This is a genomic window from Vreelandella halophila (assembly GCF_019903425.1).
In the GTDB taxonomy this organism is placed as follows: domain Bacteria; phylum Pseudomonadota; class Gammaproteobacteria; order Pseudomonadales; family Oleiphilaceae; genus Halospina; species Halospina halophila.
Map to the genome: position 1 here is coordinate 1,474,198 of NZ_JACHUZ010000013.1, position 15,479 is coordinate 1,489,676.

15 protein-coding genes are annotated in these 15,479 nt (G+C 59.3%); 5 read left to right on the forward strand and 10 right to left on the reverse strand.

Annotated features, from left to right (window positions below):
* Positions 1-5: 5 nt before the first annotated feature.
* The 10 genes from H4I92_RS11110 to pilB form a co-directional block, all read right to left on the reverse strand.
* The gene (locus H4I92_RS11110) at positions 6-2,114 is read right to left on the reverse strand and encodes a hypothetical protein (protein ID WP_077530657.1); all 2,109 of its coding nucleotides are present in this window, start codon (positions 2,112-2,114) and stop codon (positions 6-8) included.
* A 94-nt stretch (positions 2,115-2,208) separates the two neighbouring features.
* The gene (locus H4I92_RS11115; RefSeq protein ID WP_077530658.1) at positions 2,209-2,793 is read right to left on the reverse strand and encodes a YfaZ family outer membrane protein; all 585 of its coding nucleotides are present in this window, start codon (positions 2,791-2,793) and stop codon (positions 2,209-2,211) included.
* 73 nt (positions 2,794-2,866) lie between these two features.
* On the reverse strand, positions 2,867-3,577 hold the full coding sequence (gene tsaA / locus H4I92_RS17080; protein ID WP_077530659.1) for a tRNA (N6-threonylcarbamoyladenosine(37)-N6)-methyltransferase TrmO: 711 nt from the start codon (positions 3,575-3,577) through the stop codon (positions 2,867-2,869).
* Positions 3,574-4,644 carry a hypothetical protein gene (locus tag H4I92_RS11125; protein WP_077530660.1) on the reverse strand — a complete coding sequence of 357 codons (1,071 nt, stop codon included), beginning with the start codon at positions 4,642-4,644 and terminating at the stop codon, positions 3,574-3,576. The genes tsaA and H4I92_RS11125 overlap by 4 nt, the downstream gene beginning before the upstream one ends.
* Entirely contained in the window at positions 4,641-5,327 is a 687-nt protein-coding gene (locus tag H4I92_RS11130) for an LrgB family protein (RefSeq protein ID WP_077530661.1), read from the reverse strand. The genes H4I92_RS11125 and H4I92_RS11130 overlap by 4 nt, the downstream gene beginning before the upstream one ends.
* Positions 5,324-5,668: a CidA/LrgA family protein gene (locus H4I92_RS11135; RefSeq protein ID WP_077530662.1), complete on the reverse strand. Its 345-nt coding sequence runs from the start codon at positions 5,666-5,668 to the stop codon at positions 5,324-5,326. The genes H4I92_RS11130 and H4I92_RS11135 overlap by 4 nt, the downstream gene beginning before the upstream one ends.
* On the reverse strand, positions 5,665-6,282 hold the full coding sequence (gene coaE, locus H4I92_RS11140) for a dephospho-CoA kinase (RefSeq protein WP_077530663.1): 618 nt from the start codon (positions 6,280-6,282) through the stop codon (positions 5,665-5,667). The genes H4I92_RS11135 and coaE overlap by 4 nt, the downstream gene beginning before the upstream one ends.
* Before the next feature lies 1 nt (position 6,283).
* Positions 6,284-7,216 carry a prepilin peptidase gene (locus H4I92_RS11145; protein WP_077530664.1) on the reverse strand — a complete coding sequence of 311 codons (933 nt, stop codon included), beginning with the start codon at positions 7,214-7,216 and terminating at the stop codon, positions 6,284-6,286.
* A gap of 23 nt (positions 7,217-7,239) precedes the next feature.
* Positions 7,240-8,457, reverse strand: coding sequence for a type II secretion system F family protein (locus H4I92_RS11150; protein WP_077530665.1), 1,218 nt, complete (start codon positions 8,455-8,457; stop codon positions 7,240-7,242).
* 4 nt (positions 8,458-8,461) lie between these two features.
* Positions 8,462-10,189, reverse strand: a complete 1,728-nt coding sequence (gene pilB, locus H4I92_RS11155; RefSeq protein ID WP_077530666.1) for a type IV-A pilus assembly ATPase PilB — start codon at positions 10,187-10,189, stop codon at positions 8,462-8,464.
* A 336-nt stretch (positions 10,190-10,525) separates the two neighbouring features.
* Here pilB and H4I92_RS11160 point away from each other — a divergent pair, with 336 nt between their 5' ends.
* The 5 genes from H4I92_RS11160 to H4I92_RS11180 all read left to right on the forward strand — a co-directional run bounded on the left by H4I92_RS11160 (position 10,526) and on the right by H4I92_RS11180 (position 15,473).
* Positions 10,526-11,035, forward strand: coding sequence for a pilin (locus tag H4I92_RS11160; RefSeq protein WP_077530667.1), 510 nt, complete (start codon positions 10,526-10,528; stop codon positions 11,033-11,035).
* Positions 11,036-11,113: 78 nt separating this feature from the next.
* Positions 11,114-12,298, forward strand: a complete 1,185-nt coding sequence (locus H4I92_RS11165; RefSeq protein WP_077530668.1) for a serine hydrolase domain-containing protein — start codon at positions 11,114-11,116, stop codon at positions 12,296-12,298.
* 122 nt (positions 12,299-12,420) lie between these two features.
* The gene (locus tag H4I92_RS11170) at positions 12,421-12,801 is read left to right on the forward strand and encodes a histone-like nucleoid-structuring protein, MvaT/MvaU family (protein WP_077530669.1); all 381 of its coding nucleotides are present in this window, start codon (positions 12,421-12,423) and stop codon (positions 12,799-12,801) included.
* Positions 12,802-12,957: 156 nt separating this feature from the next.
* Positions 12,958-14,373: a mannose-1-phosphate guanylyltransferase/mannose-6-phosphate isomerase gene (locus H4I92_RS11175; RefSeq protein WP_077530670.1), complete on the forward strand. Its 1,416-nt coding sequence runs from the start codon at positions 12,958-12,960 to the stop codon at positions 14,371-14,373.
* 59 nt (positions 14,374-14,432) lie between these two features.
* On the forward strand, positions 14,433-15,473 hold the full coding sequence (locus tag H4I92_RS11180) for a hypothetical protein (protein WP_077530671.1): 1,041 nt from the start codon (positions 14,433-14,435) through the stop codon (positions 15,471-15,473).
* Positions 15,474-15,479: the final 6 nt, after the last annotated feature.

Here is a 15,479-nt window from a genome sequence, read left to right on the forward strand (position 1 = left end):
CCGGATCAGTTGGGGCACCCCTCCGCGCTGTCGTTTCTGAATCCTAACAGGAATCCTACGGATTCGTTAGATTTGGTGATCATGACGAGGGTTTTGCCGCTGTCAGCTACGAACCCTTGGAATTGCCGGCTGTCTGTTCCACAGTCTTCGATGGTGAAAGAACCGTCGCTATTCTCTACCACAGGGCAGCCGGATCCAGACTCTTTTTCGGACTGAGCAACCGAGAAATCGTCTGTATTTGGCGTGTACTCTGTCCGGTGACCTGAAAAGCTGTAATCAGCATCGCTGCTGTCGAGCCGAAGGCATGCGTTTTCATGCTGTGTAAGCCCGTTGGAGTCGTCGATACTGAAACCCTGCACTTTATAGATCGGCGCTCCGGATTGAGGAATTTCGTCGGAATTCTCCTGCTTATAGGCAATCCTAAGAAGGGAACCGCCCGCTGTGTTGCTGGATGTCGGGCGGGATGAGGTTGCAATCCAGCGCTCGTCGGCTGACACGGCACCGTTTGGAATACCTTCTGTCGCATTCCCCTGCTGGTTTTTACCTGCAAAGTTAATGAAGACATTGCCCGTGAATTCAGGATTACTGTCATCAGGTGTTTCCAGTTGGAGAACCGGGGTCATCTCGAACCCGGAATAGGAGGGGGTGTTTGAGTTCTCGAGCTTCCATGAAGTGGCCGCATTCTCGTCATTGTCTTGCCCGCTGCCCGTGAAGTCCCATGTCCCCAGGCTTGCTTGAGCGACATCGATACCCCCCTTTGACACGGGCTTCAGTTCAAATCCCGCAAAGCGATAATCGGCAGTGGAGCTATCCGGGCTAAAGGACTCTTCTCCACTCCATTCGGACAGGTTGAGTTCTATGGTACTGATCGCCTGTTGCTCAAGAACCCCTTCCCGTTCATACCCTGTATCGTCCGTCCCGGAAAGCTCCCATCCCCGTGCGGCATGGAAGTAGCTGCTGAGTATGGCCTGGGGAGGTTCATCGGTCTCCCGTACGGCGCCGGCCCTGTAGACATGAGGGTTGGGGGCCCAACCAATGGTTCGGGCGTCTTCATCGCTGACAGTCTGTAGTACGGGGCGGAGGCTGGATAGCAGATTACTCTGGCCGCTCTCGTCATCCTGAGGTGCGAAAAGCTGGTTCGCTTGGGTGCTGTAGCTCCTGAACGCATCGTCCAGCGTCGAGTCAAAGGAACGTCGCGTTTTTGGAATATCCACTGTGCCCAGGGCAAGATCGAAACCAAGCTCGGATAGTGGCAGGTTACCAATCGAATAGCTGGGATAGGTGTAGGCTGCGCCGTTGGCATTGCTGACGCCGCGGTCAATGGTGTGCGTTGCCCAGAATCCGGAGCTCTCGCCCGCGTTCAGGCTGATGCCGTACTGGACGGCGTTGTAGCCCGGCGCGACATCCTCGCTGTCGCCACTGGAGAGTGTGGCGGCTTCCTTCGTCAGCAGCGTTTTCGCCTGCTCCAGGAACGCCATGAAGTCCGCGCGGTCTTTGAGTGCCGATTGGCCATCTGTGACATCGATCTCGAAGGATTGCACACGGTCCGCCAATGGCTTCCAGACGAGATCGTAGGTGCAGGCCACATCGTTGCAGCTGTTGATGTCACTGATGCCGTCGTCATCGAGGCCTTCGATAACTTCGTCGACCAGCACGTCTGAAAACGGGTTCACAAACACGTGTCCGCATTCCGAGGCTACGGGCGCCCTGTAGGTGCTGCCGGCAACAGAGGCTTCAATGGCCAGGTCGATACGGCGAGGCACGCCGTCTTCAAAAGTGACGACGAAGTCATCGCCAACTGTTTCAGTGCTGAGACTCTGAGACCACGGGCTTTCGACTTCAATCAGGCTGAGATCGGCACTGGTCGTTGTGCTCAGCCCGCTGCCTTGTTCTGCGTCGGGGCTGTTGCTTGGGGTCTGCACGCTCACCAGCAGCTGGTTGTCTTCAAGGTTGCGGGTGCTCTGGCATCGCAGCCCTGAGCCCTCGTCGCGGAAATCCGGAGCCTCGCCGATATCAAAGGAGTTCTCGTCGCTTACCGAGGGATCCCCACTTCCACAGGCAGCCAGGAAAAGCGCCAATGTAGCGGGGAAAATATAGGAAAGGCGGGCGTGCATGGGGGAGCCTCCGGAACTGCTTGACCCGTAAAACGATTGTCCTACGAGTCTAGCCCAGCTCCGGAGGCACTGCCGTGAACCAGTCCGGGTTCTGTCAGAAGAGGATGCGCATGCCGCCGATCAGGCCTTCCTCGAAGCGGTAGTCGTCATCGCCGCGGGTATCGAGATCCGCGCCCACGTAGCGGTAGCCGGCGAAGATCTCGGAGTTGCGGATCAGGCGGTAGCTGACGGTGGCGTCGGTGTGACGCATGCCGTCCGCGTCCCCGTAGGACAGAATGGACGGGGAGAGGTAGAGGCTGCCGCTAACGGACAGGCCGGGAACCTCCGGAATATTCATGCGTGCAAAGACACCCGGCGCGGTGGCTCCACCGTCAATGTCGCGATCGCCGTCGTCGAAGTACATGTTGCGGACGCCCAGGCCCACGGTCATGGGTATGTTCTGGATGGCCGTGCGACCCTGGGCGTGCAGGTCGAGCGTTGCCAGGTGGCGGCTGCCGTCGTGGTAGGTGTAGCCCACGCCGCCGCCAAGTTCCTCGTTGGCATCGGTGAGGCTGTATTCACCCCGGACGGAATCGTTGCTCAGGCTCAGGTCCAGGCTGTCCGCATGGGTTGTGCCGGCAAACGCGGTAAACAGGGCGGCGCCGAGGCAGGTGGTGCGGATCAGTCGGTTGTATCGCATAGGGGCTTGTGCTCCTGTCAGTGACCATGGTGACTCAGCGCTCCATGATAGTGCCACCGGTGCGGTTCCACAATTACGCCTTCTCAAGCCGTTCAACCACACAGGTGCCATTCACCACCAGCCAGTGGACGTCCAGGTCGTAAAGGCGGAGCGCGTAGCGCCGTTCCGGATCGTCGCGGTGAAAGGCGGGGCGCGGGTCTTGGTTGAGCACCTCTTTAATCAGTTCACGCAGTTCCGGGTAGCTCCACTGTATCTGCTGCAGACGGTGCTCTGCTTCCGGGCTGAACCTGACGGGCAGCGTGGGGGCTGGTGGCTCACTGGCCCAGGCCCCTGTGGCCGCCTCCGGGGCATCGCACCAGGGCAGGAAGGGCTTGATGTCGAGCACGGGGGTGTCGTCCACCAGATCGATTTCGCTGATCGCCAGGCGCAGTTCACCCTGACGATGGGTGAGCCCCTGGTTGCGCACCAGTGACAGGCCGATGCGGTTGGGGCGGAAGGGGGAGCGGCTGGCAAAGACACCGACCCGGGTGTTGCCGCCCAGTCTCGGTGGTCTGACCAGTGTGGAGGGCGCATGATCCGCCGGAACCTGATGGAACAGGAAGGTGATCCAGACGTGAGAGAAGTCCTCGATGCCACGGAACGCATCCTCGCTGTTCCAGGGCGGGTGCAGCACCACCTCACCCCGGGCGTGGGGGCACAGGGAAGGCTGACGCGGGACGCCGAACTTGTCCGGAAAACAGGAGTGGACCGTACCGACGGGCGTGATGCGGTAATCGCTGCTCACTGGAGATCTCCGCTGCTTGAGAAGAACATTTCGATGCGGAAGGTCAGGGTGGCTTCGGGCTGGAAGTCCTCTTCACGGCGGTAACGCAGGGACGGGATGATCTCGCCGTAGAGCCAGTCGTCATGGAGGCGCTTGCGGTAGAGCATGTCCGTGAAGTATTCGGTGCGAGCCCAGTTGTCGAAGGTGTTTCCCAGAACGCCAAGGCGCAGGCGCACGAAGTGACGGTTGCGGTAACGGCGCTGCAGGCGGAATATCTGGGCCATCTCGAAACCGCGCTTGCGGTGGACCCAGCGAGCCTCTGATGAAGCCCGGAACCGCCAGTGAGGGCCAAGCGAGCGGTGAAACCCGAACCATGAACGGGAGATCCAGCCCTCCTGCAGGTACCAGAATATCCGCTGGTCCACGCGCAGCCGCCATTCTCGGGAGAGTTGCCAGTCGGACCAGGTGCGGGCGCGGGCGAAGAACTCCATTGGCAGGCGCAATCGGGCACCAACGTCGGTGCTGGCGTTCCAGCGCTCGGACAGTGGCGAGAGGAAGCGCAAAGCGCCGGCCGTGAAGCTGTTCTCATCCTCCTCCTCAGGCGTCAGCGTACCCCGTTGCTGCTGTTCGGAAAGGGGCGCCAGGTCGTTGGCGTCGCTTTCCACAATGATGCGGAATTTCTCTTCGGAGGTGGGGACATCAAGCTTGAAGCGGGCTTCCGGCTCAAATCCCATCTTCCCGTCTTCGGTATAGCGGTTGAAGGCGCCCAGCCGCAGGTAGCTGTCGTTGTCCTGGTCCACCCAGGTCTGGCCGGCCAGGGTCTGGTCAATCCCCTGGCCCAGGGCTTCAACATGGCGGGAATGGATGCGGCGGCGGCGCACCACCCAGTGGCCGGTCTGGTCGAGCCAGGTGTCCTGGGGTTCAAGGTAGCGGGGGCCATCCCAGTCAAAGAAATCCGCCGGGAGCGCCTCAATGTCCACCCTCGGCGGCGGTTCCCGTTCCGCTGGTGGGGCCAGGGTGGCCCAGGTGGTTTCCACGCCGCCCATGGCCAGGCAGCTGGTGCCGATCAGGGCCCGTATCCAGCTCACGGCATCAGCACCCCCAGGCCGATGGCGGTGTAGAGGCCCATCAGGCCGATTGAGAGCGCGGAGAAGGCGCCGGTTTCCGAGCCCATCTCAAAGGCGCGGGTGGTGCCCACGCCATGGCCGATCATGCCCATGGCGCAGCCCTTGGCGGCGGGGTGCGTGACGCCTGTGATGCGCAGTACCGGACCGCCGCAGGCGGCGACCAGGATCCCGGTGACCATGACGAAGCCGGTCGCCAGCGGTGGATAGCCGCCTATGGACTCGGTGACGGAGATCGCCATGGGGGTGGTGATGGACTTGGTGGCCATGGACATCAGGGTGGCATGGTCCGAGCCGGTGAGCCAGAGCAGACCGGTGGCGCTGCCCGCCGCTACAACGCCGCTGACAGCAAGGGTGACCATCAGCGGCAGCAGGTGGCGGCGGATGAGGCCGAGGTTCTGGTAAAGCGGCAGGCCCAGGGCCACCGTGACGGTGCCGAGCATGAAATGGATGATGCTGGCACCTTCCATGTAGGTGCCGTAGTCGAGGTCCAGCACCAACAGGGTAACGCCTACGATGGCTATGCCGGATACCACGGGTTGAAGAAAACTGGGCTTGCCGGTAACCCGATACAGCCCATGGCCGGCGATATAGGCCAGCAGGGTCAGGGTGATGGCGAAATGGGGCGAGTTCAGTATGGCGCTCATCGGCTCAGCCACTGCATCAGGTGGGCGGTGGTCACGAAGGCGATGAGGGTGCCCAGCGTCAGTGCCAGGGTGATGCCCAGGGCCTGTTCCATGAGCAGTGTTCCCAGGGTGACGATGCCCGCGCCGGCCGGAATATAGAACAGCGCCATGTGGGTGAGCAGGTTTCGCGCCGCTTCGCGCTCCGGGTCATAGCCCCCGCCTGTGATCACCAGATAGAGAAAGAACAGTACCATCCCGGAAATCGGACCGGGCAGTGGCATGCCCGGAATCTGTTCCAGTGCCAGGCCGGCAAGCTGGAAGAGGAGAATGATGAGCAGGCCGGCGACGATGCTGCCCTTCATGAGAGCGTGTCCCCGGAAACCTCGGCTGCCATGGCAAGCAGGTGCTGGTGCAGGCCCGCGACCTCCTCGCGCACGCGTTCCAGAGGCTGGTCGTTGTCGATCACATTGCCGGCCGCCCTGAGTCGCTCTTCCCGGGGCATCTGCGTGGCAATGATACGCTCCACCTGGGCGCGGTCATTGTCATCACGGCTCATGGTGCGCTGGATCTGGGTCTCGTTACTGACATCCACCACCACAATGTGCTGGCAGAGCCTGTACTGATCCGTTTCCAGGAGAAGCGGTGAAACCAGCATCTGATAGGGGGAGTCAGCCTCGCTCAGGTAGTGCTTCAGGCGTTCGGCAATACGTGGGTGCAGCAGCGCCTCGAGCCACTGGCGTTCGCTGTCATCGCTGAACACACGCTGGCGCAGGGTGGCCCTATCCAGGGTGCCGTCCTGTTGGAGAATGGCATCGCCGAAGTGTTCCCGGATCGCCTCCAGGGCCGGTTCGCCGGGCTCAACCACCTCGCGGGATACATCGTCAGCGTCGATCACGAAGATGCCGTGCTCACGGAACAGGTCGGCCACGGTGCTCTTGCCGCTGCCAATACCTCCGGTCAGGCCAACCACAAACATGTCAGACCCTCATCATGGACAGCCACAGATCCAGCAGTTCCGGCCCGTACCAGAGTGCGATCACGCCCGCAGCGGCAAGGTAGGGGCCGAAGGGAATCGGAATATTGCGATCATGCCCACGTATGGCAATCATCGCAATGCCCACCACGGCACCCACAAGGCTCGAGAGCAGAATAATGGCCGGCAGCATGGTCCAGCCCAGCCAGGAACCGAGGGCGCCCAGCAGCTTGAAATCCCCGTGCCCCATGCCTTCCTTGCCGGTAAGAAGGCGGAAGAGATGGTAGACACTCCAGAGACTGAGATAGCCCGCAACGGCCCCCCAGAAGGCGGCTTCGAGCCCCACCTGGCCCAGCCCCAGGGCACTGACCACAAGCCCGGCCCAGAGCAGGGGAAGGGTGATGCTGTCCGGCAGCAGGGTGGTGTCCAGGTCGATGGCCGTCAGGGCGACCAACGCCCATACCAGGGGCAGGGTAACCAGTGCCTCGGCGTTGGCGCCCAGGATCAGCACGGTAAGCACTGAAAGCACGGCCGTCAGCGCCTCGATTACTGGGTAGCGCGCAGAGATGCCCGTACCGCAATGCCGGCAGCGCCCCCGCAGCAGCAGCCAGCTGATCACGGGGATGTTGTCGATGGCCCGGATGGTGTTGCCGCATTCCGGGCAGTGCGACCGCGGATACGACAGCCCGTAGAAGCGAGCCTGCTCGCGATCGTTATCTGTGCTGGCGTTGCCGGTGTTGCTGGTTTCGTGAGCGGGCTCGCTCCTACGGTCGTGTTCCAGAAGAGCTTCGCATTCCTGCCGCCAGGCCTGCTCCATCATCCGAGGCAGGCGCAGGATCACGACGTTGAGGAAGCTGCCCACGCACAGCGAGACGCCCACCAGGGCTGGCCACAGAAGCCAGGGTGTACTGAGAATGATCTGTATCAGGTTCTGCAAGACTGCTTCCTTGGTTATGATCCCTAGATGGCAGAACCCATCTGGAAGATGGGCAGGTACATCGCGATGATCAGGCCGCCCACAAGGATACCGAGTACTGACATGATCACCGGCTCCATGAGAGAGGTAAGGTTATCCACCAGATCATCCACCACGGCCTCGTAGTGGTCGGCTACCTTAGCGAGCATTTCGTCCAGGTTACCCGATTCCTCGCCGATGGAGGTGAGCTGGATGGCCAGCACCGGGAAGACGCCGGTCTGGCGCATGGCGGTCTGAAGTTGGGTGCCTGAGGACACCTCATCCTTGATCTGAAGAATGGCATCCCGGTAGACCGCGTTACCGGTGGCGCCAGAGACGGAGTCCAGAGCATCGACCAGCGGCACACCTGCGGCGAAGGTGGTGGACAGTACGCGTGCAAACTTGGCCACAGCGGACTGGTCAAGAATCATGCCCACAACAGGGAGTTTGAGAACGTACTTGTCCACGGTATCGGAAAAACGTGGGGACCGTTTCTTCGCTGTCCGGAACCCGAAAATGGTGCCAGCAATACCGAGCAGAACAGCCCACCACCAAGCCTGGAGCCACTCTGACATTGCGATCACCATCTGGGTAAATGCCGGCAGGTCCGCACCAAAGCCCTGGAACAGGGATTCGAACTGCGGCACTACCTTAACCAACAGGATGGCCGTCACAATAACGGCGACCACAATAATGGAAATCGGATAGGTCATGGCCTTCCTGACCTTGCGTTTGAGGTTTTCCGTCTTCTCAAGATAGGTCGCGACCCGGTCCAGCATGCTCTCCAGCGCACCGGCGGCCTCGCCGGAATCCACCAGGTTGCAGTAGAGCTCATCAAAATACTTCGGGTGTTGGCGCAGCGCGTTAGCAAAACTGTTACCCGAGGCGACGTCATTCCGGATGGCAATGATCAATTCCTGAAGCCCCTTGTTCTCCAGACCGTCGGAGACGATGTCAAAGGACTGAACCAGCGGCACCCCCGCCTTCATCATGGTCGCCATCTGGCGGGTAAAGGTCGCGATATCAAAAGGTGTAATTTTCTTCTTGCCGCCGAACAGCGGTTTGCTCTTCTTCTTGATCTTGCCAGGTGTGAAGCCCTGCTTGCGCAGTTGGGCCTTAACCAGCGCCACTGAGGCGCCGGTGGTTTCACCGCTGGTTTTGTTTCCCTTGCGATCCTTGCCTTCCCAGACATAGGTGTCCAGCTTCTGTTCATTGGCCGACATTGCGTTAGTCCTTCGTTACGCGATTCGCTTCTTCCAGACTGGTCACGCCCTGAATCACCTTCTCGAGCGCGGACTGGCGCAGGCTGTTGAAGCCTTCATTGCGGGCCTGGCGGGCAAGTTCAACGGAGCTGGCCTCATTCATGATCATGCTCTCCATGTCCTCGGTGATACGCACCACCTCGAGGATGCCCACTCGACCCTTATACCCGTTTTTACATTTATCACAGCCTACCGGTCTGTAAAGCGTAAAGCCTGTATCAATCTGTTCCTGTGTGAAACCTTCTTTCAGCAAGGCCTCCTGCGGGACGTCGTAGGGCTGCTTGCAGTTGCCGCACAGGCGGCGCCCAAGCCGCTGTGCGATGATCAGGCTCACCGAGGTGGCGATGTTGAACGAGGCTACACCCATGTTCATCATTCGGCTTAGTGTTTCCGCCGCGCTGTTGGTGTGCAGAGTTGATAACACCAGGTGCCCGGTCTGGGCTGCCTTGATCGCGATGTTGGCGGTCTCCAGGTCCCGGATCTCGCCCACCATTATGATGTCCGGGTCCTGGCGGAGGAACGAGCGCAGGGCCTCCGCGAATGTCAGCCCCACCTTGTTGTTCACGTTGACCTGGTTGATCCCCTCCAGGTTGATCTCGGCCGGGTCCTCTGCCGTGGAGATGTTCACTTCCGGCGTGTTGAGGATGTTCAGTCCTGTATAGAGGGAGACGGTCTTACCGGACCCGGTGGGCCCGGTCACCAGAATCATGCCCTGAGGTGATTTGAGGGCCTCCAGATAGAGCTGCTTCTGGTCCTCCTCGTAGCCGAGCTGGTCAATGCCCATCTGAGCGGCGGTGGGGTCGAGAATCCGCAGCACGATCTTCTCGCCCCAGATGGTGGGCAGGGTGTTCACCCGGAAGTCGATGGCCCTAGACTTGGAGAGTTTGAGCTTGATGCGCCCGTCCTGGGGAACACGGCGTTCGGAGATGTCCATCTGGGACATGATCTTGATGCGTGCGGCCAGCTTGTGGGAGAGCTTGATCGAGGGTTTGGCGACTTCGTTCAGGATGCCGTCGGAGCGGTAACGGATGCGGTACATCTTTTCATAGGGTTCAAAGTGCACGTCCGAGGCGCCCTGTTTGATGGCGTCCAGCAGCAGCTTGTTCACATATTTGACGATCGGGGCGTCATCGGTGTCCGTGGCGTCTACAGCGTGCTTATCCTGGCCTTCTTCATCGTCATCGCCCTCGAAGTCCACATCCGCGAGGTCTGAATCGCCGCCCAACTCCTGCATGGACGTGTCCTGGGATTCCAGATACCGGTCGATCGCCTGACGAAGACTGCTTTCCTCCACCAGAACCGCCTCAGTACTGAGGCCGGTGTGGAACTTGATCTCATCCAGTGCCTGGAGGTTGGTAGGGTCCGCCATGGCCACGAACAGACGCTTGCCGCGCTTTAATAGGGGCAACACACTGTGGGCGCGGACCAGCTTCTCATCCACCAGCCCTTCCGGCATCATCTCGGTGGCGAAGGCATTCAGGTCCATCACCGGAACACCAAACTCCATGGCCGCTGAGAACGCCAGCGCCTGTCCGGGCGCGAGCTCGTTCTGGATGAGATAGGTGATGAGGGGGATCCGGTCCTGGTTGGCCTGGATGAACGCCTCCCGGGCCACTGTTTCCTCCAGGATGCCATCGTCCACAAATCGCCGGGCCAGGCCGGTCAGCGTTACGTTGTTCGGGTCGGAAGCCATCGTCTCTTTAATCGTCGGTTGAAACCTGAAAACAGGCTCTTGTACGCCTGTTGCTCTGCCACAAGAGTCTAGTGTCTGCCCGAGGGTTCAGCCAGTGATGAAAAAGGGATGACAGTGACGTAATGCGTCACCCTTGGTTGTCAAAAAGTGTCACATTGATGCCCTGCTGGGAGGTTCCGTTTTTCACTGGACATTAGCAGGTTACTGATTTTGCAGTTTTATCGCGTTCGGGGGAAAACTGGCATGGGAGCTGCTAACTTCACTGAAGGCAGGCAAAGGCAGGGTCCATTGCTGACGCCGGTAATCAAAAAGACAACACCTTCAGGAGGTGCGCCAATGCAATCAATTCAGACGAATCAGAACCAACAGGGCTTCACGCTCATCGAACTGATGATCGTGGTTGCCATCATCGGCATTCTCGCGGCTATCGCGATTCCGCAATACCAGACCTATGTTGCAAGCTCCCAGGTATCCAGGGTTGTGGGTGAGGTCGGTGCGATGCGTACGTCGGTCGAAACCTGCATGATGAACGGTACAGCAGCTGGCGACTGTGAGTTCGGATGGACCAACAGTAATCTGCTCGGCAATGAAGACGGTGGTGGCGGAGATACTGTAAACTTTCAGGGTGATAATCTAACAATAACTTTTGACGGAGCCTCGGCAACTCTGGACGCTACTCTGGCAGGCAATACGTCTGCGGCAATTAGTGGTGAATCCATTGCTTGGTATCGCGGTGACGATGGAACTTGGGCGTGTGGCACTACTGAGGCGCTTTCTGACTATCGTCCCTCTGGCTGTGATCAATCTAAGTCAGAAGCTGAAAGTGAGGTAAGTTCTGAAGATTAAGGTATATATAAAGTACTTATTTTCCTAGAAAAGATACTGCGCCCCTTGCGGGCGCAGTTTTAGTATGGGGTCGGGCGTTTGAAAACAGCCAGTGTATCGCGTGCTCTTGAAGTTGTTCTGGTGCTCGGAGCCGTGGCAGCTATCGCGGCTTTTGTCCACTGGATTACTGTTTCGCCCCGAGGTCCTCGCCAATTCATTTATCCAGCCGTTGGTCAGATCTCAGCCTGGTCAACTGAGTGCAGCGATAACGCGCCATCCTGGCTTTCCGGTGCCGCCAGGGAAGCCGCGAAGAGTCATGGCTCGCCTGCTAATCAGATTGCCTACGTGACGCCGGAAGGGGCACTTCATTACTGCCAGAATGGGTGGGAAGAAGGGCTCTTGCGCGGTGAGCGGGTTGGACCATCCACACGTTTTCGTTACGCGAGTGTAACCAAGCTGTTTACCGCCGACGCCATTCTGCGAATGGTCAGAGGTGGTCATATCAAGCTACACGAATCAGTGGTTAACTACCTTGACGGGGTCCCCGCGAAGCCCCCCAGTCAGGTTACGATCAAGCAACTTTTAATGCACAGCGCAGGGTTTGATCGGGTTCGTTCTCTGGATGCCATGTTCCATATCAATAAAAAGCCGTGGTGCCCCTATGAACTTGAAAGGCTCGCTTCCAGAAAATTGGCTTACAAGCCAGGTGAGAAACAAGCGTACTCCAATGAGGGGTATTGTGTGCTTGGGGCAGTTATTGAGCAGGTTTCAGGCTCTGATTACAGAACCTATATAGAAGATAATTACTTTAAGTCAGGTCAGTCATTCAGGTTTGTTGATGGCGAGTATCTGCCTGATGAGGTTGACTATGATTTCCGTTTTGCGGGGTTTTATGGGAAAGGCTATCAGGGGTATTTTGACTTTGAAGCGCTCTCGGCCGTGGCGGGTTTAAGTGGCAGCGCCAAAGATCTCGCGGAAGTTGTACGTCGGATGATTCAGTCAGAGGCACCTGGGCTTCGCTCAGCTCCCGTTGAGCCTGAGTGTCGTGTGGATCAGCATTACCAGTGTTATGGCTATGCCTTTTACCGTTATCAGCCTGGTGAAAATCGTATGCCGGTATTCATCCATGGGGGCGCACTCCCCGGTAGTTCAGCCGCAGTTGTTGCCGACTCAGAAGGTGGCGTTTTTGTATGGCTTGGAGCAGGAGAGCCACCTGATGGAACGCATGGAAAGCGTCGATTTTATGATTACGTGTATAAACGGCTTGAATCCTTTTACCGGTGAAAAGGACTATTGGAACGGATTGTTGTGTTTGGGGTAAAAGTTGTTGTCAGCGTTGATGAATTCTTTACAATAGAGATGTTTTTAAACATTGGCACAGCTCTAGCTCAACCGGAGATATTTTGATGGGAAAGATCTCGACTTATTACGAAAAGCAAAAAGCGGTAAAACAACTTCAGGAAGATCTCCAGAAGATGGAAGAGGATAAGGAGCTCCGGAAAGAGCTTGACTTCAAGGAGGAGCTGAACAAGCTCATGGAGAAGTACGGCAAGTCCGGTAAGGACATGCTGGAAGTACTTTCGGCGCTGGATCCGGCGGTTAAGAGCAAGCTGGATCAGGGCGGTGGTGCATCCGCAAATGATGGCCGCAAGAAGCGCCCGCTCAAGACCTACCGCAACCCGCACACTGGTGAAGTCGTCCAGACCCGTGGTGGTAACCACAAGACGCTGAACGCGTGGCGGAAGCAGTATGGCAAGGAAGAGGTTGCCCGCTGGCAGGAAAGCTGAGCTAGCGGCTTCTGCGCTGTAGGGGCCGGTCCTGCGTGTGATCAGCCATCGCGAGCAGGGCTCGCTCCTACGGTGTGCATCTGATCCAGGATCAGCTTGTTTTCCCGGGCCTCTGGCTGCGGTACCCTTTGGGGCATCAGACAACAGGGAAGAATCATGCACGCAGTAATCCTTTCCGGAGGTTCCGGTACCCGTCTCTGGCCTCTGTCCCGTGAGGCTTACCCCAAGCAGTTCCTGGCACTGAACACCCACGAATCCCTTCTGGACGAGACCCTGCAGCGTGCCTGTGCGGTGTCCGGCTGTTCGAGTCTGTCCGTGATCACCAATGAGGCACACCGGTTCATTGTGGCGGCTCATCTGCAGCGCTACGGGCAGCAGGCGGAGGCCGGGCGCATTCTTCTGGAGCCAGTGGGGCGCAACACGGCGCCGGCCATTGCACTGGCGGCACTGCGGATTCAGGAGACGGATCCGGACGGTGTGATGCTGGTGCTGCCGTCGGATCATGTGGTCAAGGACACCCAGGCCTTTGCCCGCGCGGTTCAGGCGGGTGAGGAGGCGGCCCGCGAGGGTCGGCTGGTGACGTTCGGGGTTGTACCGAACTGTGCGCATACCGGCTATGGTTACATCCGGGCCGAGTCCGAGCAGGTCGCTGGCGGTGCACGGCCTGTGGCGGCATTTGTGGAGAAGCCGGATGCTGCTACGGCCCAGGGGTACCTGGATGACGGCCATTACTACTGGAACAGTGGTATGTTCCTCTTCCGGGCCAGTGACTACCTGGCGGAACTGGAGCGCCATCGCCCGGATATCCTGGAGGTCTGCCAGCGGGCCTGGGCTTCACGCCGGGATGATCAGGATTTCGTTCGGGTTTCAGAGGCGGTCTTTGCGGAGTGCCCTGAAGAGTCCATTGACTATGCGGTGATGGAGCGGACAGAGCGCGCCGTCGTATTGCCGCTGGACGCTGGCTGGAGTGATGTGGGGTCATGGTCATCGCTTTGGGAACTGCAGGGTCAGGATGACGATGGCAATGTCGTTCGCGGTGATGTGATCACCGAGGACGTGCACCAATCCTATCTCCATTCCGAAGGGCGCCTGGTGGCGGCAATTGGCGTGGACAATCACGTCATTGTTGAAACGGATGACGTGGTGCTGGTTGCGGATCGCAACCGGGTCCAGGACGTGAAGAAACTGGTGAGCCGCCTTAAGGCCGAAAACCGGGATGAATACCGCTTTCACCGCAAGGTGCATCGGCCCTGGGGCAGCTATGAGGGTGTGGCCCGCAGTGAACGCTTCCAGGTCAAGCGGATCACGGTGGATCCCGGGGCCACGCTGTCACTGCAGAAACACCATCACCGCTCGGAGCACTGGGTTGTTGTGCGCGGGAGCGCACTGGTAACACGTGGTAATGAGGAAACCTTGCTGACCGAGGATGAGTCCACGTATATTCCACTTGGAGTAACCCACCGCCTGTCCAACCCCGGGGTGATTCCCCTGGAGGTGATTGAGGTGCAGACGGGCAGCTATCTGGGTGAGGATGACATCGTCCGGTTTGAGGACAACTACAACCGCGTCTGACTGAGACACTGACCCCCGGGGCGGCTGGATGCCGCCTCCACTGACCAGAGGGAATTGGTATGGAAGATTGGCATAGCGCCACGGAACCGCTTCTCATCAACACCCCTAACGCTTATCCCGAACGGATTGCGCCTGTTGGCGAAACAGCGCTTGCCCAGTCGCGGCGGCTTGCTGCGCTTGCCAGCTCCGTGCGCGGGCCGATCGAGTTGTGCCGAGGCGACGCCCTTGCATCCCGGGGCCTGGCGGAATCCGCCCGCCAGGTAGCGGAAAAGGCGACCGGCCATGCGCATGAGCTCTGGCTGGTGCCCGTGATGGCGCTGATCCGTAACGGGGAGGCTATCTGCCAGAGCATGAGGGAAATCCGGGCCAACACTGGTGCCGATGTCTGCTGGTTTCTGCTGGAGGCCACCGGGCCTGAGCTGCTGGCCTCCGTGGTGCAGGCGGAAGGACTTCTGTCGTGGTCGGAGCTGATCGGTGATCCCTCGATTGCCCTGATGGCCGCTCACGATGGCCCACCGGAGTCGCGTGTTCCCGCCTGCTCTCCCAGAATGCGGCATAGTCTCAGGGTGCCCGCCTCAAGTGTTGCGGATGTGCTGGCCTGGTGCCGGCAGCGTCAGCCAGCGATGGAGGCATGGCTTGGCATGCCCATTGAGCAGTCGGCACTGGAAGTGGCGGTGCGGGCGTCATCGGCATCTGCGGGGAAATACGGGACGTTCAGCGTTCTTGATGAGGTGCTTCTGGCGCAGGAGGCCGACCCGGGTTATGTGCTTTCGGCCCTCAGTGCCGCTGCGGCCATGGTCCGGTTCGAGTGGGCCTGCGGCCCCGTACGGCTGGAGCACCTTACCCGCAGACACGCCATGGATGAGCAGGCGGAACTGGTGAGCCTGGCGCGCGGCGATACGCCCGGGAACGCCCTTGACGATGAAGCCTCTGTGGAGCGCGCTGCTCTGGAGGTGGAATGGTATGAAAGACCGCCTGAGCTGGTTCTGGATCAGGCCGCAGTGGTTTCCTGGCTGCAGGGCTTAGGGGTGGCTTCGTCAGCATCGGATGCGTTCTGGTATGATGCGCGCTGCCTGAACAAAGAGGTCACAAGAGAGTAACATCAA

Coding starts and splice junctions, on each gene's coding strand:
- H4I92_RS11150 (WP_077530665.1), bottom strand. CDS start 8,457: ATGTCGGCCAATGAACAGAAGCTGGACACCTATGTCTGGGAAGGCAAG.
- H4I92_RS11180 (WP_077530671.1), top strand. CDS start 14,433: ATGGAAGATTGGCATAGCGCCACGGAACCGCTTCTCATCAACACCCCT.
- H4I92_RS11110 (WP_077530657.1), bottom strand. CDS start 2,114: ATGCACGCCCGCCTTTCCTATATTTTCCCCGCTACATTGGCGCTTTTC.
- H4I92_RS11135 (WP_077530662.1), bottom strand. CDS start 5,668: ATGAAGGGCAGCATCGTCGCCGGCCTGCTCATCATTCTCCTCTTCCAG.
- H4I92_RS11175 (WP_077530670.1), top strand. CDS start 12,958: ATGCACGCAGTAATCCTTTCCGGAGGTTCCGGTACCCGTCTCTGGCCT.
- H4I92_RS11130 (WP_077530661.1), bottom strand. CDS start 5,327: ATGAGCGCCATACTGAACTCGCCCCATTTCGCCATCACCCTGACCCTG.
- pilB (WP_077530666.1), bottom strand. CDS start 10,189: ATGGCTTCCGACCCGAACAACGTAACGCTGACCGGCCTGGCCCGGCGA.
- H4I92_RS11170 (WP_077530669.1), top strand. CDS start 12,421: ATGGGAAAGATCTCGACTTATTACGAAAAGCAAAAAGCGGTAAAACAA.
- H4I92_RS11115 (WP_077530658.1), bottom strand. CDS start 2,793: ATGCGATACAACCGACTGATCCGCACCACCTGCCTCGGCGCCGCCCTG.
- coaE (WP_077530663.1), bottom strand. CDS start 6,282: ATGTTTGTGGTTGGCCTGACCGGAGGTATTGGCAGCGGCAAGAGCACC.
- H4I92_RS11160 (WP_077530667.1), top strand. CDS start 10,526: ATGCAATCAATTCAGACGAATCAGAACCAACAGGGCTTCACGCTCATC.